Consider the following 18,454-nt stretch of genomic DNA (forward strand, 5'->3'; position numbering starts at 1 on the left):
CGCATGGTCTACCCTCCAGCCAGTCACGAAGACAAACTGTCGGAATATCAATGGGTTGGGCTAGAAGATCGGGAAAGAAATGGCGTCCCCAACGGGAATCGAACCCGTGTCTTCAGCGTGAAAGGCTGATGTCCTAGGCCTCTAGACGATGGGGACGCAATGACCGAACCGATGGCCAAACCGGCTCGACGGCGCAAAGACCTAATCGGTCTGAGCTTCAAATGCAAGCCCTTCGCTGCCCTTTCTGATTCCAGCAATCGGGACACCGGAAATCTCTTGGATCAGCTTGCGTACTATAGCCACCTGAAAGTCCTGAAAATCCTGCGCCGTGATGATGAAGGCACCGGTCCCGCCAATCACGTTGTAGAGGTAGTAGCTATCAACCGCCTGGTCCTCATTTAGAATAGCCAAGCCATTGATCGTAAACCCTTTCGCGACGGCATCATCGCGCGCGCGCGGCGGCAGGCGCCCCTGATTCGCACGGCCGTCGCCGGACACATCGATGACCTGACGGCGACCTTGAAAGGGGCTTTTCAAAACAAAATCAACGCCGACATCGATAGCGCTACCGATGGCCGTTCCGCCGCCGACAACGAATCGGGCCGTGTTCTCCACGGCCTGCGCAAAGGCCTCGGCGGTCTCCTCGTCCTTGACCACGCGCCAATCCAGCGACAATGACTGGTTGCGGCTGTCCGACCATTGCATCAAGGCGACGGCGATCCCAAGGTCACCAGAAGCCTGGATCGCGCCTTTGACCCCTGGGTGGCGGAAAGCGGCTGCTATACCCTGCATCTGGAGGTCGAACTCCCGGGCATCAATGCTGGAAGAACCGTCGATCGCCAGCAGTAGTTCCAGATCGACCTGCTGCGCGACCGCCATGCGCGGCACCAGCAACGCCAGCAGCAGCAGGGGCATCGTCACAGCAGCCGACAGGGTTTGAGAAATCCCGCACGCCGATCTCATAGGCACAAGCATAGCAGGCCCGCACTCGATGGTCGCGCCCTAAGCACGGTACCAATTCTTCAATTACAGGATTTGCGCTAGCTAGAGCTAGCCAGGGCGCCATCGTCAATCAGGAACTGCACCGCATCGCCGCCAGCCCATTCATCCAAACGCAGTTTGCCGGCGAGATGAAAACGGCCACCACCTCCAGACAAGAGTGCCTGCCCTAAATCCGTATCAAGCGCGCGGAAGGCTATGGCTTTGATTGATTTGCCATCGCTACCGACGATACGGCAACGCACATGGTCATCGCCCACGACCTGCGCTTGGATCACGCCCACACCGGAAAACGCAAAGCGAGGCTCCGGGTTATCAGTTCCGAAAGGGCCGACTTTCTCTAGCAAATCAACGAGACTACCAGTAGCCGCCCCGGGCTGTAGCACCGCATCGATTCCTATTGCTGCCTGATAGCTACTGCGCTCAATTTCCTTCTGCAAACGATCTTCCAGAAAGGCCCGGAGATCGCGCAATGCTCCCCTGGCAACTGTCAGGCCGGCCGCCATGCGATGTCCGCCACCATTAATGAGAAGACCGGCCTGACGCGCGGCGATCACGGCGCTGCCCAGATCAACGCCACGGACCGAACGGGCTGAACCCTTCCCCACTTCATCCTCAAGGGCAATGACCAAGCATGGCAGGTCATAGCGCTCCTTGAGGCGGCTAGCGACAATGCCGATGACTCCCGCGTGCCATCCCTCCCCTGCGGCAAAAACCATGCCGCGCGGCTTTTCGCCTGCCTCTACCTGCAAGAGCGCATCGTCCAGAACTTGCCTTTCGATCTCGCGGCGTTCGGCGTTCAACGCATCAAGTTCCTGAGCAAGCGCCCGGGTTTCCGAGGGGTCTTCGCTGCTGAGTAGACGAACGCCCAGATCGGCCTTGCCGACACGCCCACCGGCATTGACCCTGGGACCCAAAAGGAATCCGAGATGATAGCTTCCCGGTCGACTATCGACGCGGGCTACTTCGGACAAAGCGGCGACACCCTGGTTTCGGCGCGCAGCCATTATCTTCAGGCCCTGGGCCACGAACGCGCGGTTAGCGCCTGTCAAAGGCACGACGTCACAGACCGTTCCCAACGCAACCAAATCCAGTAGATTCTTCAAATCTGGCTCCGGGCGGTCTCCGGAAAACCAACCAGCCTCACGCAGGCGCCGGTTAAGCGCTACCAGCAACAGGAATGTAACCCCGACGGCAGCCAAGTGCCCCTGACCGGACTCGTCATCCAGGCGGTTCGGATTGATTACCGCTGCTGCTATTGGCAGCTTCGGCTCTGCTTTGTGATGGTCGATCACAATGACATCGAGGCCAACCTCCGCCGCCGTTTCCAGCGCCTCAAAGGAGGTGATGCCGCAATCGACCGTCATCAGAACCTTTACACCACGCTCAGCAAGTGTGCGCATGGCCTGGGGATTGGGGCCATACCCTTCGGTAATGCGATCGGGAATGTAAGCTTCTACCGCCACGCCGAGTGCGCGAAAATACCGGAGGATCAGCGCTGAGGACGTTGCCCCATCCACGTCATAGTCACCAAAGACGCCAAGGCTTTCCCCCTGTTCCAAAGCACTTTGAATGCGTGTGGTCGCTTGTTCCATCCCGGCAAGGCCGGAGGGATTTGGAAGATCTCTGCGGAGAGTCGGTTCGAGAAAGGCTTCCAAGGTCTCAAGCGTCACGCCACGGGCTGCTAGGATACGACCCAATATCTCCGGAAGATCTCCACGCTGGCTAAGCGCCAGCGCCAGGCGCTCATCGTTGCAACGCGCTTCCCAACGCCGTCCTTTCAGCGAGGTTTCGACCCCCAGGAATCCTGCTCGTCGCTCCTCCGCCACCGCCATCCCAAATCCTTTCAGAGAGATTTCCTAGATAAAGGGGCTGTACCAAACCTTACGCTCGAAATTGTGGTGTGTGTCGATGGTGCGGACCGTCCCTGTCTTGGAGCGCATGACAATGGAATTGGTGTACGCGCCACCGCCGTAACGGCGCACGCCCTTTAACATGGCCCCATCGGTGACGCCGGTCGCCGCGAACATAACATCACCCTTGGCCAGATCCATGAGGTTGTACTTGCGATCCGGGTCCTCAATGCCCATCGTCCGCGCCCGGGCAATCTGCTCTTCATTCTTGAAGATGAGACGACCCTGCATTTGCCCGCCGATACTACGCAGCGCCGCGGCAGCCAGCACGCCCTCGGGCGAGCCGCCTTGACCCAGATAGATGTCCACCGCCGCCTTGGGGTTGCTGGTGGCCATCACACCGGAGACATCACCGTCCCGGATCAGCATGATACGCGCGCCAGCGTCGCGCGCCTGTTGGATTAGGTCCTGGTGACGGGGACGGTCCAGGATACAAACCACGAGATCGGCGACATCGACTTTCTTGGCCTTTGCCAGTTCGGTCAGGTTTTCCTTCGGCGTAGCATCGAGATCGACGATGCCTTCCGGCAGGCCGCCGCCGACTGCGATCTTGTCCATATAAATATCCGGGGCGAAGAGGAAACCACCCTCCTCGGCCAGAGCGATCACTGCCAGCGCATTGTGATCGCCCCTAGCGGTCAAAGTGGTGCCTTCAAGCGGATCAAGGGCAATATCGAATTTCCCGCCGCCGCTGCCAACCTTTTCACCGATATAGAGCATCGGCGCTTCATCACGCTCGCCTTCGCCGATCACGATCGTGCCATCGATCGGCAGACTGTTCAGTGTTTCCCGCATAGCATTCACAGCAGCCTGGTCAGCGGCCTTCTCGTCCCCGCGCCCCATCAACCGCGAGGCGGCTATTGCCGCAGCCTCGCTGACACGCACCAATTCCAATGCAAGATTGCGATCGGTCCAACTGTCGGTCATGTATGGTTACTCCCCTCGGATTGATGTGGGCCGCCACGATGCCATGCGCGACAACAGGCGCCCTTGATTTCTTATTGACCGTTCTTGCCCCATTCACTGCCGCGCGGCAAGGGGTCATGGACGAAGCCGATCTAGAGTGCTTCGATCCGGATCAAGTGCGGAGGCTCCAGCACGCTCTTTTGTTGTTCAATGCGCGCAAGCGCACGCAACATCGCCGCCTCGTTCGTCTCGTGCGTGGTGATAACCACAGGCACGGATTGGCCTTCCTTGGATGAGCGCCCCCGCTGCACCATGGTTTCGACCGAAATGTTTTCATCCCGCAAAGTCGCCGTGATATCAGCAATCACGCCGGCTTCGTCCAGGCACGCCAGACGGAGATAATAAGCACCCACGTGCTCCGCCATTGGCCGGGTCGACAACTTGTTCAGGCGCTCAACCGGGAGGGAGAAGGTCGGTAGTTGCTGCCCTCGCGCCACATCGATGATGTCCGCAACAACAGCCGAAGCGGTCGGATAAGCCCCCGCCCCTCTGCCCTCGAACAGGGTCGTACCAACGTAATCACCCTCGGCGACGACTGCATTAAAAACACCGTCGACGCTGGCAATCGGCGCCTTGCGGTCAACCAAACAAGGATGCACCCGCTGAAACACGCTGCCATTGTTACACTCAGCAATGGCCAGCAGCTTGATGCGGTAACCGAGTTCTTCCGCGAAGGCTATATCCTCAGCCCCAATGTTACGGATGCCTTCCACATAAACGCCCGGAAAATCAACTTCACAACCAAAGGCGAGCGCTGTCAAAAGCGCAAGTTTATGAGCCGCATCAACACCATCAATATCGAAGCTTGGATCGGCTTCAGCGTATCCCAAGGCTTGAGCATCAGCCAAGACAGAACCGAAATCACGCCCGGTCTCGCGCATGGTTGTCAGGATGTAGTTGGACGTGCCATTCAAGATGCCGGTGATCGAATGAATTCTGTTTCCGGCCAAGCCTTCCCTAAGAGCCTTGATTACCGGAATCCCGCCAGCCACCGCAGCTTCGAAATGCAGGCTGGCGCCGCTACTTTCGGCGAGATGCGCGAGCGCCGCGCCATGGTGCGCCATCAAGGCCTTGTTCGCCGTGACGACCGGCTTCCCTGCCGCCAGTGCCGTTTCAACCAGGGTCTTGGCGGCCCCGTCTGTGCCGCCCATCAACTCGACGACAATATCAACCTCGTCGGATGTCGCTAACGCCACAGGATCGTCATGCCACTGCAGCTTGGAGATATCAAAGCCGCGATCCTTTCCGCGATCACGCGCTGATACCGCCGTTACCTCGAGAAACTTACCGCAGCGAATCTCAATGAGGTTCCTTTGCGTTTCCAGTAACTCGAGAGTGCCAATTCCGACCGTCCCAAGACCGGCAAGACCTAGACGCAAAGGGTCGCTCATGAAATTCGCTCCATTATAATCCTACAGTGATCGCGCTACGCTCGGGAACAAAGGCGCGACAGTGGTCTAGCGCTTGCTGGACTGTAATTCCAGAAAGATTTCGGCGCGCCGATTCCAGGCTTCGCCGTTTGCCGTACTTTCCTCATAGACCGGCTTGCTGTCGGAGAGCGCTTCGACCAGGATCGCGGCAGGTGCTACACCAAAGTTGCGCAAAGCTTGCGCCACGGAATCGGCCCGCCTAGCCGACATCTCAAGGTTAATTCTCTCACGATCTTGGGCGGAAACCGCGCCTGTTTTGCCGCTAGCGTGTCCCTGCACCTTCAAGACGCCGCCTTCAGCTTGGTGAATCAAGAACACCTGGCGGAGGACCTCTAGATCCTCGCTGTCCAAATCCGCGGACGCGCTATCGAAGTAAATTACCGCGATCTGCTCAGTGGCCCCTGCGACCGCTGGCTCGGCGCTGGCGGTTCGGCGGATGCTTGAGCGCAAAGGCTCAGTGCTGTAATTCGCGGAATCGCGATCGGCAGTCAGTTCCTTAGCAAGACGCTCGCGTTCTTCCTTGCTGCTCGCTTCGGGTGCTTCGTCGGGGACCGATGCCAAATTCGGGAAGCTCTCCTCCTGGCCTTCGGGCACCACGACCGTTTGGTTCTCCGGCACCGGCTCGGAATCATCGAGCCAACCGGTTGGATCTGCCCATTCAGGAGCTGACGCACAAGCCCCCAGGAAAAGGAGGGGCGCTATTGCTAGAGCCATCCGCCAGCCCCCTCGTATCGGCGACAAACGATGCCACTTGTTCTTATACACTTCACACCGGATATCCGAGGATTCCCTCAAGACCTGCGTCACGCCTATTCCCTTCTCTCCTGCCCCCGAAACATGGTGTCGGAGCATCTCTGGCGGAAAGCAGCATAGAAAAGCCGGGTAGCACTCGCAACAATGCTGAAGCGGTGGCACCCGCATATCCCAAGGCTTGCAGAATACTGCATGGGAAAATCCTGGCGATATTGCCCGCAATCGGCTATCAACCTAGAAATATTGCACCGCACAATTTTCAGTACCTTTGAAGCGCGACCCGAATGCGCTTACATGTTCGGGTGACAGTTGCGCTCATTAGAAGGTTAGAAGGGTAAAAGATGTCGGATCAGAAGGAACAGCCGTCACCGGATATCAACCTGCCAGACCCGGTGGAGTTTACCAAGACCATGGCGAACATCGCCGAGCGCAGCCAGCGCTTGGTGACCGATTTTCTGCAAAACCAGGATCTTGAGGGCAAGGGATCGATCGACCCGCTGAACATTGGTGGCGCTTTCTACGAGATGACGACACGCATGATGCGCGACCCGGCCAAGTTGATCCAGGCGCAGATGTCGTTGTGGCAGGACTACATGAAACTATGGCAGAACACCACGCAGCGCATGCTGGGCGGCGAGAGCGATCCGGTAGCGGCCCCAGATCGCGGTGACCGGCGTTTCAAGGACCCTGCCTGGGAAGAGAATCAGATTTTCGACTATATAAAGCAATCCTATCTGCTGACGGCGCGCTGGATGCAGAACACGGTGAACGACGTTGAAGGGCTGGACGACAAGACCGCTCAGAAGGTGGACTTTTATACAAGGCAGTTCGTCGACGCCATGGCGCCGTCGAATTTCGCGGTGACCAATCCAGAGGTCTTGCGCACGACCGTCGAAAGCGGTGGCGAAAACCTGATCAAAGGCTTGGAAAACCTGCTGGAGGATATGGAAAAAGGTAAGGGCAAGCTTCGCATCAAGATGGTCGATGACCAGGCCTTCAAGCTGGGCGAGAACATTGCCGTGAGCCCAGGCAAGGTGATCTTCCAAAACGATCTGATGCAACTCATCCAATACAGCCCGACAACCGAGGAAGTTTACAAACGCCCGCTGCTTATCGTCCCGCCCTGGATCAACAAGTTCTACATCCTGGATCTACGCGAGAAAAATTCCTTCGTTAAATGGGCGGTGGACCAAGGCTTTACGGTTTTCATGGTGTCCTGGGTCAACCCTGACGAGAAGCTGGCGAAGAAATCCTTCGAGGATTACTTGGTTGAAGGGCCCTTGGCGGCTCTCGAAGCCATTGAAGCCGCCACCGGCGAAAAAGACGCCAATGTCATCGGCTATTGTCTTGGCGGCACCTTAATGTCGGCAATGCTTTCGATCATGGCGCAAAAGGGCGATGATCGCATCAAGTCCGCGACGCTTTTCACCACCATGACGGACTTCACCGCGCCTGGCGAACTCGGTGTCTTTATCGATGAAGAGCAACTCAGCGCACTCGAAGAGTCGATGAACCAGCGCGGATACCTCGAAGGCGCGGAAATGGCGAAGACCTTCAACATGCTCCGGGCAAACGATCTCATCTGGTCGTTCGTGGTCAACAACTACCTTTTGGGCAAAGACCCCTTCCCCTTTGATCTTCTCTACTGGAACTCGGATTCCACGCGCATGCCTGCGGCCATGCATTCCTTCTATCTGCGCAAGATGTACCACGAGAACAAACTGGCGGAACCAGGTGGTATAACCTTGTTGGGTACACCGATCGATTTGACGAAGATCAAGACCCCTGTGTTCATGCTTTCGACGCGCGAGGATCACATCGCGCCCTGGGATTCAACCTACGCACTGACGCAACAGCTTTCGGGTCCGAAAAAGTTCTGTCTCGCGGCCTCTGGACACATCGCCGGGGTCGTCAACCCACCGGCTTCGGGCAAATACTGCTACTGGACCAACAACCGCACGCCGAAGGATCCCGAAGCTTGGTTGCAAAGTGCCGAGCAGCATGAAGGCTCCTGGTGGCCGGAATGGGCAAAATGGGTCGGTCGCAAAAGCGGCTCCAAGGTCCCTGCCCGCCAGCCGGGAGATGGCAAACTAAAGGCGATTGAAGACGCGCCCGGCAGTTACGTCCAGGTCAAGGCCACACCCGAAGATGCTCACGCCATTGAAAAATAGCTACACCGAGAGAACACGTTAAAGTAGCATGGCAATGGCTAGGCTTATGATATGATACGGGGAGGAATAGGTTGTTGAGCTAGGCACTAGTGCTTGGCTGGCTAAAGCAAAAAAAGCAAGTGAAAACGGCGAAAAGTCCGTGTGTCTTGGGGGGCAAATGCCAAAAATCAACGAGCGCATTGTCGGCGCCGTGCAGGAGCGCAGCCGGCGGCACGTAGCTGGATGGGTGTTAAACAAGCACGATCAGAATTCTGCGGTGTCTGTCGACGCGGGCATTCGGCATGCCGGTGGTTTCCGAAAACTGCAAGAAGTCGACGCGCAGCAATTCCGCATTAGTCCTGCCTCCAGGCAAGATGACCCAGGTTCATATTATCATGGCTTCACTTTCGCACTTCCCGCTGGTTCGATGCTGGACGAGGACGAAATCCTCAGTGTGCGTCTGACAGGTAGCCATGAAAATATCCCAGATGCGGAAAAGGTAAAAACGATCTGGGAACCCGTCGCGCTCGTTGCGATGGACATCACAAACAACTGCAACCTCCGCTGCCCCTTTTGCGTCTCCGACTACAGCGATATCAATCGTACACGGTTGATGACCCCAGAGACCTTTGCGCGTATGACCGAGCTGCTGCCCTTCACCCAAGAAGGCGGCTTTTTCTGGCTTTCCTGCGGTCATGAAGCGACGCTTCACCCTCGGCTGCTTGATTACATTGAGAGTATCAAACCTGCATTGCGTAAGCGGGTCGCCTTTACCACTAATCTCGCAAAACCGATGAAAGAAGAATACTTGGATCGCCTCCTTACCTCCGGGATACTGAGGCTCAACCTCTCGATAGATTCAATCCAGGACCCAGCTTTCAGCAAGCTGCGAAAGGGCGGTCGGCTGCGTATTTTTCGAGCTAACTTGGAGCGGTTGGCCGCCGCCTTGATCCGAGCGCCACAGGCTCCCGACATTGCTGTTTTTTCTATGGCATTCAAGTCAAACTACACAGAGCTCCCTGAACTCGTGAAGTGGGCCCGAGAAAAGCTTCAAGTAAGGCATCATTTCATTCGGCACCCCTACATTCTCCCCCATATATCCGCTGATTTTCTAGCAGAAGAAGAACTGGGCTACGAAGACTGGACGTGGTTGCAAGAAAAGCTTGGCAATCAACAGTCTGCCGTAATGCTCCGCCCAAAGCCTCTTGCGTTGCCTCAAGAGACCGTCGGTGATCGACGAAATCCACAGATGGTCAAAGCGGAGCAAAAAGCCCCCGTCAGACCTTTCAACCTAACAGTCGCCTGGAATGGCATGATCGACGTAAACGGAGTGCCGCTACCTGGTAGTGAGGAGCCCGTATCGATGCATAGATTCAACCTGCATGATGTCAGAGGGCCGTTGATTGACTACCTAATGGCTTTATGACGCTTGCTTGTGAGCAGCGGCGAGCTTGGCGTAGTTGGCAGCAGAGTATGGAAGAAAGCCGCGCTCCGCTTCGGTCAGCGCCCGTGCATGACGGGCCGGGCTCCCCGCCCACAAGGTACCGCTTTCGACGACCTTACGGGGAGTCAGCAATGCCCCGGCGGCCAACATTGCGCCCTCTTGTACAACCGCTTGATCCATAACGACCGCACGCATACCCACGAACGAGCCGTCCTCCAACGTACAGGCATGCAACAAGGCCATGTGCCCAATCGTGATTCCGTCACCTATCAGCGTCGGCATTCCGCCACCTGTCTCGCGGTAATCCCCCTTGGGGTCATGATTGCAGTGGATAATCGAGCCGTCTTGGATATTGGTGCGCGCGCCGATCCGAATCCGATTGACGTCGCCGCGAATGACGCAGCCATACCAGACCGAACTTTCCGGTCCTATCTCCACATCGCCAATTACAACGGCGCCGTCGGCGATGAAGGCCGTCTCGTGAATACGCGGACTAACGCCCTTAAAAGCTTTTATGATTGCCGCCAAGGTCCCCTCTCCTGCATTGCCGTCAGAGCACCTCGCGAGCACCGGGCCAGGCTGGGTCGGTGAAGCGCTGAAACTCCACCGCATGTCCTTCCGGATCATAGGCGAAGAAATGATAGATACCATAGGCCTCGGTTTCTCGCGGTGGCCCATCAGTCGGAATTCCCGCGTCATTCAAGCGCTGATACCAGCCATCGACCTCATGCGCCACGAAGGAAAGGCAGACACCCTTTGGATGAACCTCTCTGTCGGCTCTATGACAGACCCCAATATAGCTGTTGGGCGTTACACGGTAGATCCGACAACCGCCTTTCTCAAAAGTCAGACCCAGACCAAGCGTGTCACCATAAAACCGCCACATGGCTTCCGGCTGCGTGGTGTAAACGAAGGTGATCTGCTCCATGGCGCACTTCCCTTTCTGCTGACCGTCGGTCACCCATCATGCCCGTCACGACAGCCCCCTGCCACCCTTGCCGTCGCTCCCGTCGCGGGTCAGTATTAGCAAGACATTATAAGCTGTCGGAAGGAGCCTAGCGATGCACGCCATCTTCGTCATGGTCAAATGCGATCTGGGTCGCGCCTACGATGTCGCCGCACAAGCGGTCGATACCTTGGAGGAGGTCTCGGAGGTTTATTCGACTTCGGGAAGCTATGACTTGCTGGTGAAATGCTATTTACCGGAAGACTCCGACATCGGACGCTTCGTCACGGAGCGGCTGCAAACCCTGGAAGGCGTGCGCGACACCTTCACACTTATCACCTTCAAGGCTTTCGCCTGACGGCTGTTCCTCGAAAACCCTATAACTCGCCCTACATGAAAAAAGGGCCGCCCAAGCGAGCGACCCTTCTTTCGTTCGGCAATTCCCGTTGCGAATTAACGCTTGGAGAACTGGAAGCTCCGGCGCGCCTTGGCGCGGCCATACTTCTTGCGCTCGACGACACGCGAATCGCGGGTCAGGAAGCCTTCCTTCTTGAGCACCGCTCGCAGGTCCGGCTCGTAAAGCGTCAAGGCCTTCGAGATACCGTGGCGTACGGCACCCGCCTGTCCGGAGAGACCACCACCGGTAACCGAGCAGACAACGTCATACTGGTTGACACGCCCGGCGACCGAAAAGGGCTGCGAGATGATCATCCGCAACACCGGACGGGCAAAGAAGGTCTCCACGTCGCGGCCATTGACTGTCACTTTGCCGCTGCCCGGCTTGATCCAGACGCGAGCAATGGCGTTCTTACGCTTACCGGTCGCATAGGAGCGGCCCTGGGCATCGATCTGCGGCTCGCGCGTCTCCTCCTCGGCTACAGCAGTCACAGCCGCTGCACCGCCCAGTTCGGAGAGGTCGTTTAGGGTTTGCTGTTCGTCGGCCATGCCCTTACGCGCTCCTCTTGTTCTTCGGGTTCATGGAAGCAATGTCCAGCACGGTCGGCTGTTGAGCCTCATGTGGATGATCGCTGCCCGCATAGACGCGGAGGTTCTTCATCTGCTGGCGCCCAAGGGGTCCACTCGGCACCATACGCTCAACGGCCTTGAGGACGACTCTCTCCGGATGCGCACCAGACAAAATCTGTCCCATGCTACGCTCCTTGATGCCGCCGGGATGACCGGTGTGCCAGAAGAACTTCTTATCGTCCCATTTCTTGCCGGTCATCTGCACCTTCTCGGCGTTGATGACGACAACGTGGTCGCCGCAATCGACATGCGGGGTGAAGGTCGGCTTATGCTTGCCGCGCAGAATCAAAGCGATCTGGCTGGCAAGGCGGCCGAGGACAACACCCTCTGCGTCGACGACGAACCACTTCTTTTCCACCTCAGCCGGTTTGGCGGAGTAGGTTTTCATGGCTCTGCTCCTTCGCATGGTCGCCCCGATATCCGGGGCGGTTCTCGAACTCGTTGGTGACGACCGCCAGCATGGCAAATGACTAAACCCGCGGCCCTCTCCTATCGGCGGCGAGTTCTAAGGAACTAAAACGGTCTTGTCAAAGGAAAACGTCTTAAAATTATAGACTTAGAAGTGAGGTATTTAGATACCCCATTTTTAATTTATCGGTTTGGCGGGATCGAATAGGTCGAAGTTGCGTGTGCAACGGGTTCGCCCGACTCTTCGCCATCCGAATGGATCAAGACATCACCTACAGCGAGACGTTTACCGAGCTTCAGCAACCGCGCTTTGGCTATAATGTCTCCCGGTTTGGGGCGACGAAGGAAATTGATGTTGAGATTAATTGTCACAGCCAGTTCAACACGGCCAACCGCCGAAAGGACGGCGCCATACATCGCGAAATCGGCGACAGTCATCATGGCTGGTCCGGAGATCGTACCGCCGGGCCGCAGATGAACCTCGCGGTAAGGCAAGCGAACGGTGCAAGCGCCCTCCTCGAGGGATTCCACGGTCATCCCAAGCTCGACTACCCACGGCAGCTCTTTGGCGCAAATATCCTGAATTTCTTCCCTTGTGATCCTGGCCATGGCAATCCCTCTTCCCTATGGTCTCCTGATAACCCTTGAAGCGGGCTCTGCCTAGGGGCCAAATTGCCAATAACGGGCCCTCTCCTGCAAGAGGGTGTGTTTGATGCCTTATTGTTGGAGCGAGACCTAATGAACGACGAAGCGCCAATCCTGTTACGCGAAGACCGGGAAAGCGTAGCCTGGCTGACCTTGAACCGGCCCCGTGCATACAATGCACTGTCCATCGGTTTGATGACCGCCTTGCAGGCGGAGCTTGAGAGTATCGGCGAAAACGCCGACATACGCGCTGTCGTCATCGGTGCGGCGGGCCGCGGGTTTTGTGCGGGTCATGATTTGAAGGAACTGCGTGCCAACCCGTCTCGTCAATTCTATGAATCCGTTTTCGCCCACTGCAGCAAGCTGATGCTCACCATCACCCGGTTGCCACAGCCGGTTATCGCGCGTGCCCACGGAATCGCCACCGCCGCCGGCTGCCAACTGGTGGCAACCTGCGATCTGGCCGTGGCGGCCGATGATACGCGCTTCGGCACGCCGGGCGTTAACATTGGCCTGTTCTGCTCCACACCCATGGTGGCGCTATCGCGAAACGTTGGACGCAAGCAGGCGATGCAGATGTTGCTGACCGGAGAAACCGTGGATTGTGCGACTGCACTCTCGTTTGGACTCATCAATGAAGCCGTTCCTGCCGACGACCTCGACCGAAGCGTGGAGGCCCTGGCGGCCGCTATAAAAAGCAAGTCCTCCCATGTTCTCAAAATCGGCAAGAAGGCATTTTACCGTCAGGCTGAAATGGGCCTGGAGGAAGCCTACCGCTTTACCGGGCAAGTCATGGTCGAGAACATGATGGCGCGCGACGCCGAAGAGGGCATCGATGCCTTCATCGAGAAACGTCCGCCGGTCTGGCAAGACGCATGACGATGGTTGTCGACACTATGAACAGCCCCAACGCCGCACATAACCATGATCGTTATCCCGATCATTACATCCGTCGTATCCTGGCGAGCACGAAAACCATCGCCATGGTGGGTGCCAGCCCGGACTGGAGCCGCCCCAGTTACTTCGCCATGAAGTACCTGCAGGAAAAGGGGTATCGTGTGATCCCGGTGAATCCGCGCGCCGCCGGACAGACGATACTCGGAGAGAAGGTCTATGAGCGGCTTGATGCCGTCCCCGCTCCCTTTCAGATGGTCGATGTATTCCGCAACTCCGATGCTGCCGGCTCGATCACGGACGAGGCTATTGCCCTGGCCCAGGACAAAGGTATTCAGGTGATCTGGATGCAGTTGGGAGTGCGCAACGATGCCGCTGCGGCGCGTGCTGAAGCAGCAGGGCTAAGGGTCGTCATGAACCGCTGCCCAAAAATCGAGTGGGGCCGTCTCAACAACGAACTTTCCTGGGGTGGCTTCAACTCCAGGATCATCACAGCCAAACGCCGTAGGATCTGATCGCAATGACCAGCAAAAAGAACGACGAGGACTACGGGTTTGAAACCCGCATGATCCATGCAGGCAGCCAACCGGAACCCATCACCGGCGCGCGCCAGACGCCGATCTTTCAAAGCACGGCTTATGCTTTTCACGATTCCGATCACGCAGCCTCTCTTTTCAACCTGCAGACCTTCGGGTTCATCTATACCCGGCTCAACAACCCAACCGTTGCCGTCCTGGAGGAGCGTATCGCAAATCTCGAGGACGGCCGCGGCACGACCTGTACCGCCTCCGGCCATGCCGCTCAGCAACTTGCGCTTTTCACGCTCATGGAACCTGGAGACTCCTTCATCTCCTCGTCACGCCTCTACGGTGGCTCAATCACGCAGTTCGGCAAGACCTTCAAGAAATTCAACTGGAACTGCGACTTCGTCGACATCGACGATCCCACCGCGATCCGCAAGGCGATCAAACCGACGACGAAAGCAATCTTCGTCGAGAGCTTGGCCAACCCAGGCGGTTCGGTCTGCGATCTGGAAACCGTCGCGGCGATCGCCGAGGAAGCCGAGGTGCCGCTGATTGTCGACAACACCATGGCGACCCCTTACCTCTGTCGGCCCTTCGAGTGGGGCGCTTCACTCATCACTCACTCAACGACCAAGTTCCTTTCCGGTAACGGCACCTCCATGGGTGGCGCGGTGGTCGACAGCGGCAAGTTCGATTGGGCCCGCAACGACAAGTTTGGCGCATTGACTGCGCCCGAGGCCGCCTATCACGGTCTGATTTTCTATGAAACCTTTGGCGACATGGCTTTTACCATGCATGCCCATGCCGTGGGTCTGCGCGACCTGGGTGCAACGTTGGCTCCGATGAATGCCTTTCAGACCCTTCTGGGCATCGAAACGCTAAGCCTGCGCATGGAGCGTCACTGCGCCAATGCACTAGCGGTCGCGGAGTATCTGGAGACTCACGAGGGTGTGGAATGGGTTTCCTATGCGGGTCTACCGTCGAGCCAGTACCGCGCTCTGGCAGACAAGTATATGCCCAAAGGAGCTGGTTCGGTTTTCTCCTTCGGCCTGAAAGGCGGGTATGAGGCTGGCCTGAAATTGGTCGAGAGCGTCAACCTCTTCTCCCATCTGGCAAATCTCGGAGACACGCGTTCCCTTATCCTGCACCCGGCCTCCACCACACACCGGCAGTTGACCGAAGAACAGCGCGAAAACGCTGGCGCGGGTAACAACGTTATCCGGCTGTCCATTGGTCTGGAAACCGTTGCCGACCTGATCGCAGATCTGGAAGCAGGTCTTCAAGCGGCTTCGAAGGCCTGACCTACTCGGCGGGCTGAGGTTGTGTGGTGCTCCCACCGGTTTGTCGGCGATTGGGGATGAAGTTGGCCGCAAGGAAGGCCAGCAGCATCACGCAGCCCGAGAAAATGAACAGCTGGGTAAATTCGCCCGTGCGCCCTTGGATGAATGACACGATCTGCACGGCCAGGGGGCCAGCCGAGAAAGCAAGCACGAACTTCATGCCATAGGCCAGCCCATGACGGTGCTGCGGCGTGAAACGTGCCAGCAGCATGTTCTCCGCCGGTAGCGCCGAGGAATTGAGGAGTACGGCCCCCATCGCCGCGAAGACCAAGGGAACACCTAGGCCATAAGCAATGAAAAACAGGCAGGGGACCTGGAAGAACAGCCCGAAAAGATAGATGTATTTGACGTTGTAGCGGTCCGCCAGATGCCCACCAACCACCTGCATGATGGCGCCGAATCCATAAACCGCAGCGACCAGGGCCCCGACACCGAACAACCCCTCCCCGACAAAACTCTTGAGCCGCAGATCGAACAGCTTGGGCAGCGCCGTCTGAGTTGCCTGGAACACAAGGCCGATACAGAACATGCAGAACATCAAAAGGAAGAAGGCACGAAAGCGATCCGCCCGGCTGTGGTGTTCGTTGTCAGACGCCTGAACCCGCTTTTCTTCGACCATCCACCCCTTTAGCAGGCAGAACACCAACGCCAGGCCAATGACAAGCGATACAACCCCGGGAACGATAAAGGCCGCCCGCCAGCTATAAAGGTCAATCAAGGATCCCGCCACCAAACCAGAGGACGCGACACCCATGCCGCCAAAGATGCCGTTGATGCCCAAGGCCTTGCCGCGCGACTTGGCGTTACGCACAACCCAGGCGATGCCGACCGGATGATAAATGGCAGCGAACAATCCGAGTGCCGTCAGGCCAACCAGAAGCGCCGTCGGGCCATCGATCAACCCGCAGGTTATGGATGCCAAGCCCATCCCGATGAACATCAAAGCCATCATGCCGGCCGGGCTCCAGCGGTCGCCGAGCCAACCGGCGGGCAAAGCCGCTAGACCGATCATCAAGGCGCCCAGAGTCCATAGCTCGACCAGATCGGCATACGGCAGGTTCCAGGCGTCCTCCAAGCTCACCACAATAATGAAGTAAAAACCCGCAAAGAGGTGCACGAAACTATGGCCGATACTTGAAAAAGCGAGCGCGAGTTGCGCCGAACTGGGCTTCATTGACTGTCCTGCTCTACCGAAGATGGAGCGTCATTATGTCCCGACTTCACGAAATCGAACAGCCGGAAGGCTGCATGGCTGCCATTCTTTGGCAATCTGGGTTAGGATCGTTGCCGAGGACTTGGGAAGGAACGGGGAAAAGATGGCTGAGACCAAGGCAAGCAGGGGCCCGAGGCCCACGCCGCATCAGCTTGATTGGCTGCAACGTGGGCTCGATCAACCAGGCGGCAAGCTGCCACTCTTCGATAGGGATGGGCAGGAAATGAATGCTCATACCGTGCGGAGCTGCCTGGAGAATGGCTGGGCCGAGCCTTGGTTCCATAATTTCCTGAAACCCGATTGGCTGGTCTGCAAGCTAAGCGACAGCGGCCGACTGCTTGCCGAAGATGCCGCTGAGAAGCTCGGGTCCGGCAACAGCGACGACAAGCATCAGCGCCGCGCTGGGTAATCCTCAAGCGTCATTTTTTGATATCCCTAAAAGAGAAAACCAGCGAAGAGGTCGGTTCTGTCTGGCCGGGATTTCGCGGCCGACGCCGTCGACAATATCAGGTCAAAGAATCCGATATCAGTTTTGCGGCGACGACTTTGGCATCACCGGCAGGGTCGGTCTCGTGCCCCATGTGAGCGGTGACAATCGCCCCCTCCTTCAACAACAGCAACGCACGGGCCAATTGCACCGAATCGCGGGCCCCCGCTTCCGCGGTAAGTTTTGAAAGCTGCAGGCACAAAAGCCGCTTATGTTCGGCAGCCTGAGCGTGAATGGGGTGCCCAGGGTCCGGATATTCGGAAGCGGCTTTGATGAACATGCATGACCTAAATCGGGGAGACGAAAACCACTCCGCCAAGGCATCGAACATTGCCAACAACTGAGCTTGGGGAGCTCCCGCCTGCTCCATCCGGCGAAACAGCCAGTTTCTGAAATCCTGATCACGCAACCGAAGCACCGCAAGGATCAGCTCTTCCTTGCTGCGAAAATGTTTGAACATAGTGGTCTTGGAAATTCCCGTCTCTTCCGACAATCGGTCCATTCCCGTCGCGTGGAATCCTTCGCGATAGAAAACTTCGAGCGCCTTCCGGACCAGTTCATCCCGCTTACTCGGACGCATGATATCTCCATTTATGAACAGAACGGTATATATATAACACTGGCGTTATCGTTTTAAACCAAAAAAATATTATTATAAAATAATATGTTATAGCGTTTTCTCTTAGAAAGGATGTTAATTCGATAACTTTTTGCTTGAAAAAATGTACCGATCGGTCCAGTTTCAATTTATCAAACTGTACTGTTCTGTTCATTTTTGGAGAGCCACAATGGTCCGACCACCCTTCCCCCCCTTTAATATAGACTCCGCGAAAGCCAAGGTACGTGCCGCAGAGGACGCTTGGAATGGCCGTGATCCGGCCAGCGTTGCGCGTGCTTACACGCCGGACACGCGTTGGCGAAACCGCAATGAATTCCTGACTGGACGGGCCGAAGTCGAAGGTTTCTTGACCAGAAAATGGCAAGCCGAGCGAGAGTACAGGTTAATCAAGGAACTCTGGTGCTTCGACGGCCCACGGATCGCTGTCCGCTTCGCCTATGAGGCAATAGGTAAAGACGGAAAATGGTTCCGGGCCTACGGAAACGAAAACTGGGAGTTCGCGCGCAATGGGTTAATGGCCGTTCGTCACGCCTCGATCAACGACTTACAGATTTCCGAAGACGAGCGCCTCTTCCACTGGCCCCTCGGTCCCCGGCCCATCGACCATCCGGGCCTCTCCGACCTAGGCCTTTAAGCTAACGAAGGAACGCAAACAATGACTCGGATCATTCCCGTCACATTTTTGGCTGTCGTCTTG

20 protein-coding genes and 1 tRNA gene are annotated in these 18,454 nt (G+C 57.1%); 8 read left to right on the forward strand and 13 right to left on the reverse strand.

Annotated elements, in window-relative coordinates; genetic code table 11:
* Nucleotides 1-80: 80 nt before the first annotated feature.
* The 6 genes from ABIE63_RS06720 to ABIE63_RS06745 form a co-directional block, all read right to left on the reverse strand.
* Nucleotides 81-156 (reverse strand) — tRNA-Glu (locus ABIE63_RS06720).
* 45 nt (nt 157-201) lie between these two features.
* Nucleotides 202-915, reverse strand: a complete 714-nt coding sequence (locus tag ABIE63_RS06725) for a DUF1194 domain-containing protein (RefSeq protein ID WP_354503707.1) — start codon at nt 913-915, stop codon at nt 202-204.
* A gap of 125 nt (nt 916-1,040) precedes the next feature.
* The gene (recJ, locus tag ABIE63_RS06730) at nt 1,041-2,834 is read right to left on the reverse strand and encodes a single-stranded-DNA-specific exonuclease RecJ (protein ID WP_354503709.1); all 1,794 of its coding nucleotides are present in this window, start codon (nt 2,832-2,834) and stop codon (nt 1,041-1,043) included.
* 24 nt (nt 2,835-2,858) lie between these two features.
* Nucleotides 2,859-3,839: a class II fructose-bisphosphatase gene (glpX, locus tag ABIE63_RS06735; protein ID WP_183416591.1), complete on the reverse strand. Its 981-nt coding sequence runs from the start codon at nt 3,837-3,839 to the stop codon at nt 2,859-2,861.
* Between the two features lie 131 nt (nt 3,840-3,970).
* Entirely contained in the window at nt 3,971-5,269 is a 1,299-nt protein-coding gene (locus tag ABIE63_RS06740; RefSeq protein ID WP_354503710.1) for a homoserine dehydrogenase, read from the reverse strand.
* 66 nt (nt 5,270-5,335) lie between these two features.
* Entirely contained in the window at nt 5,336-6,022 is a 687-nt protein-coding gene (locus ABIE63_RS06745; RefSeq protein WP_354503711.1) for an OmpA family protein, read from the reverse strand.
* A gap of 380 nt (nt 6,023-6,402) precedes the next feature.
* Here ABIE63_RS06745 and phaC point away from each other — a divergent pair, with 380 nt between their 5' ends.
* Together phaC and ABIE63_RS06755 are read left to right on the forward strand one after the other, a co-directional pair.
* A complete protein-coding gene (gene phaC, locus ABIE63_RS06750; protein ID WP_354503712.1) occupies nt 6,403-8,232 on the forward strand; it encodes a class I poly(R)-hydroxyalkanoic acid synthase in 1,830 nt (609 codons plus the stop codon).
* A 157-nt stretch (nt 8,233-8,389) separates the two neighbouring features.
* Nucleotides 8,390-9,637, forward strand: coding sequence for a radical SAM protein (locus tag ABIE63_RS06755; RefSeq protein ID WP_354503713.1), 1,248 nt, complete (start codon nt 8,390-8,392; stop codon nt 9,635-9,637).
* Here ABIE63_RS06755 and ABIE63_RS06760 read toward each other — a convergent pair.
* Both ABIE63_RS06760 and ABIE63_RS06765 read right to left on the reverse strand, forming a co-directional pair.
* A complete protein-coding gene (locus ABIE63_RS06760; RefSeq protein WP_221205840.1) occupies nt 9,632-10,183 on the reverse strand; it encodes a gamma carbonic anhydrase family protein in 552 nt (183 codons plus the stop codon). The two genes, ABIE63_RS06755 and ABIE63_RS06760, sit on opposite strands and share 6 nt — an antisense overlap.
* Nucleotides 10,184-10,205: 22 nt before the next feature.
* A complete protein-coding gene (locus ABIE63_RS06765; protein ID WP_183416587.1) occupies nt 10,206-10,583 on the reverse strand; it encodes a VOC family protein in 378 nt (125 codons plus the stop codon).
* Between the two features lie 133 nt (nt 10,584-10,716).
* On the opposite strand from ABIE63_RS06765, the gene ABIE63_RS06770 reads away from it, so the two are divergent.
* Nucleotides 10,717-10,959 (forward strand): Lrp/AsnC ligand binding domain-containing protein, encoded by a 243-nt coding sequence (locus tag ABIE63_RS06770; protein ID WP_183416586.1) that lies wholly within the window; start codon nt 10,717-10,719, stop codon nt 10,957-10,959.
* A gap of 95 nt (nt 10,960-11,054) precedes the next feature.
* Here the strand turns inward: ABIE63_RS06770 and rpsI are convergent, their stop codons facing one another.
* From rpsI to ABIE63_RS06785, 3 genes are all read right to left on the reverse strand, one after another.
* Nucleotides 11,055-11,546, reverse strand: a complete 492-nt coding sequence (gene rpsI / locus ABIE63_RS06775; protein WP_183416585.1) for a 30S ribosomal protein S9 — start codon at nt 11,544-11,546, stop codon at nt 11,055-11,057.
* A gap of 4 nt (nt 11,547-11,550) precedes the next feature.
* Complete coding sequence (rplM, locus tag ABIE63_RS06780) at nt 11,551-12,015, reverse strand: 50S ribosomal protein L13 (RefSeq protein WP_183416584.1); 465 nt, start codon at nt 12,013-12,015, stop codon at nt 11,551-11,553.
* 203 nt (nt 12,016-12,218) lie between these two features.
* A complete protein-coding gene (locus ABIE63_RS06785; RefSeq protein WP_183416583.1) occupies nt 12,219-12,644 on the reverse strand; it encodes a PaaI family thioesterase in 426 nt (141 codons plus the stop codon).
* A gap of 129 nt (nt 12,645-12,773) precedes the next feature.
* Here ABIE63_RS06785 and ABIE63_RS06790 point away from each other — a divergent pair, with 129 nt between their 5' ends.
* From ABIE63_RS06790 to ABIE63_RS06800, 3 genes are read left to right on the forward strand one after another with little or no spacing between them, the layout of a single operon-like run.
* Nucleotides 12,774-13,559, forward strand: coding sequence for an enoyl-CoA hydratase (locus ABIE63_RS06790; protein WP_354503715.1), 786 nt, complete (start codon nt 12,774-12,776; stop codon nt 13,557-13,559).
* Nucleotides 13,556-14,089: a CoA-binding protein gene (locus tag ABIE63_RS06795; protein WP_354503716.1), complete on the forward strand. Its 534-nt coding sequence runs from the start codon at nt 13,556-13,558 to the stop codon at nt 14,087-14,089. Before ABIE63_RS06790 ends, ABIE63_RS06795 begins: the two co-directional genes overlap by 4 nt.
* Nucleotides 14,090-14,094: 5 nt before the next feature.
* Entirely contained in the window at nt 14,095-15,399 is a 1,305-nt protein-coding gene (locus ABIE63_RS06800) for an O-acetylhomoserine aminocarboxypropyltransferase/cysteine synthase family protein (RefSeq protein ID WP_183416581.1), read from the forward strand.
* Between the two features lies 1 nt (nt 15,400).
* Here ABIE63_RS06800 and ABIE63_RS06805 read toward each other — a convergent pair whose 3' ends face one another.
* On the reverse strand, nt 15,401-16,612 hold the full coding sequence (locus ABIE63_RS06805; protein ID WP_354503717.1) for an MFS transporter: 1,212 nt from the start codon (nt 16,610-16,612) through the stop codon (nt 15,401-15,403).
* A gap of 142 nt (nt 16,613-16,754) precedes the next feature.
* Between ABIE63_RS06805 and ABIE63_RS06810 the strand changes: the two genes are divergently transcribed.
* Entirely contained in the window at nt 16,755-17,060 is a 306-nt protein-coding gene (locus ABIE63_RS06810) for a hypothetical protein (protein ID WP_183416579.1), read from the forward strand.
* Nucleotides 17,061-17,157: 97 nt separating this feature from the next.
* Here the strand turns inward: ABIE63_RS06810 and ABIE63_RS06815 are convergent, their stop codons facing one another.
* Nucleotides 17,158-17,718: a TetR family transcriptional regulator gene (locus ABIE63_RS06815; RefSeq protein ID WP_354503718.1), complete on the reverse strand. Its 561-nt coding sequence runs from the start codon at nt 17,716-17,718 to the stop codon at nt 17,158-17,160.
* Nucleotides 17,719-17,926: 208 nt separating this feature from the next.
* On the opposite strand from ABIE63_RS06815, the gene ABIE63_RS06820 reads away from it, so the two are divergent.
* Nucleotides 17,927-18,391, forward strand: coding sequence for a nuclear transport factor 2 family protein (locus tag ABIE63_RS06820; protein WP_354503719.1), 465 nt, complete (start codon nt 17,927-17,929; stop codon nt 18,389-18,391).
* The last annotated feature ends 63 nt before the right edge of the window (nt 18,392-18,454 follow it).

This window comes from Limibacillus sp. MBR-115 (assembly GCF_040549425.1).
Taxonomy (GTDB): domain Bacteria; phylum Pseudomonadota; class Alphaproteobacteria; order Kiloniellales; family CECT-8803; genus Limibacillus; species Limibacillus halophilus.

Excerpts from the sequence above, each read along its gene's own strand:
- ABIE63_RS06725 (WP_354503707.1), bottom strand. The coding sequence starts at position 915 with ATGCCCCTGCTGCTGCTGGCGTTGCTGGTGCCGCGCATGGCGGTCGCG.
- recJ (WP_354503709.1), bottom strand. The coding sequence starts at position 2,834 with ATGGCGGTGGCGGAGGAGCGACGAGCAGGATTCCTGGGGGTCGAAACC.
- glpX (WP_183416591.1), bottom strand. The coding sequence starts at position 3,839 with ATGACCGACAGTTGGACCGATCGCAATCTTGCATTGGAATTGGTGCGT.
- ABIE63_RS06740 (WP_354503710.1), bottom strand. The coding sequence starts at position 5,269 with ATGAGCGACCCTTTGCGTCTAGGTCTTGCCGGTCTTGGGACGGTCGGA.
- ABIE63_RS06745 (WP_354503711.1), bottom strand. The coding sequence starts at position 6,022 with ATGGCTCTAGCAATAGCGCCCCTCCTTTTCCTGGGGGCTTGTGCGTCA.
- phaC (WP_354503712.1), top strand. The coding sequence starts at position 6,403 with ATGTCGGATCAGAAGGAACAGCCGTCACCGGATATCAACCTGCCAGAC.
- ABIE63_RS06755 (WP_354503713.1), top strand. The coding sequence starts at position 8,390 with ATGCCAAAAATCAACGAGCGCATTGTCGGCGCCGTGCAGGAGCGCAGC.
- ABIE63_RS06765 (WP_183416587.1), bottom strand. The coding sequence starts at position 10,583 with ATGGAGCAGATCACCTTCGTTTACACCACGCAGCCGGAAGCCATGTGG.
- ABIE63_RS06770 (WP_183416586.1), top strand. The coding sequence starts at position 10,717 with ATGCACGCCATCTTCGTCATGGTCAAATGCGATCTGGGTCGCGCCTAC.
- rpsI (WP_183416585.1), bottom strand. The coding sequence starts at position 11,546 with ATGGCCGACGAACAGCAAACCCTAAACGACCTCTCCGAACTGGGCGGT.
- rplM (WP_183416584.1), bottom strand. The coding sequence starts at position 12,015 with ATGAAAACCTACTCCGCCAAACCGGCTGAGGTGGAAAAGAAGTGGTTC.
- ABIE63_RS06785 (WP_183416583.1), bottom strand. The coding sequence starts at position 12,644 with ATGGCCAGGATCACAAGGGAAGAAATTCAGGATATTTGCGCCAAAGAG.
- ABIE63_RS06790 (WP_354503715.1), top strand. The coding sequence starts at position 12,774 with ATGAACGACGAAGCGCCAATCCTGTTACGCGAAGACCGGGAAAGCGTA.
- ABIE63_RS06795 (WP_354503716.1), top strand. The coding sequence starts at position 13,556 with ATGACGATGGTTGTCGACACTATGAACAGCCCCAACGCCGCACATAAC.
- ABIE63_RS06800 (WP_183416581.1), top strand. The coding sequence starts at position 14,095 with ATGACCAGCAAAAAGAACGACGAGGACTACGGGTTTGAAACCCGCATG.
- ABIE63_RS06805 (WP_354503717.1), bottom strand. The coding sequence starts at position 16,612 with ATGAAGCCCAGTTCGGCGCAACTCGCGCTCGCTTTTTCAAGTATCGGC.
- ABIE63_RS06810 (WP_183416579.1), top strand. The coding sequence starts at position 16,755 with ATGGCTGAGACCAAGGCAAGCAGGGGCCCGAGGCCCACGCCGCATCAG.
- ABIE63_RS06815 (WP_354503718.1), bottom strand. The coding sequence starts at position 17,718 with ATGCGTCCGAGTAAGCGGGATGAACTGGTCCGGAAGGCGCTCGAAGTT.
- ABIE63_RS06820 (WP_354503719.1), top strand. The coding sequence starts at position 17,927 with ATGGTCCGACCACCCTTCCCCCCCTTTAATATAGACTCCGCGAAAGCC.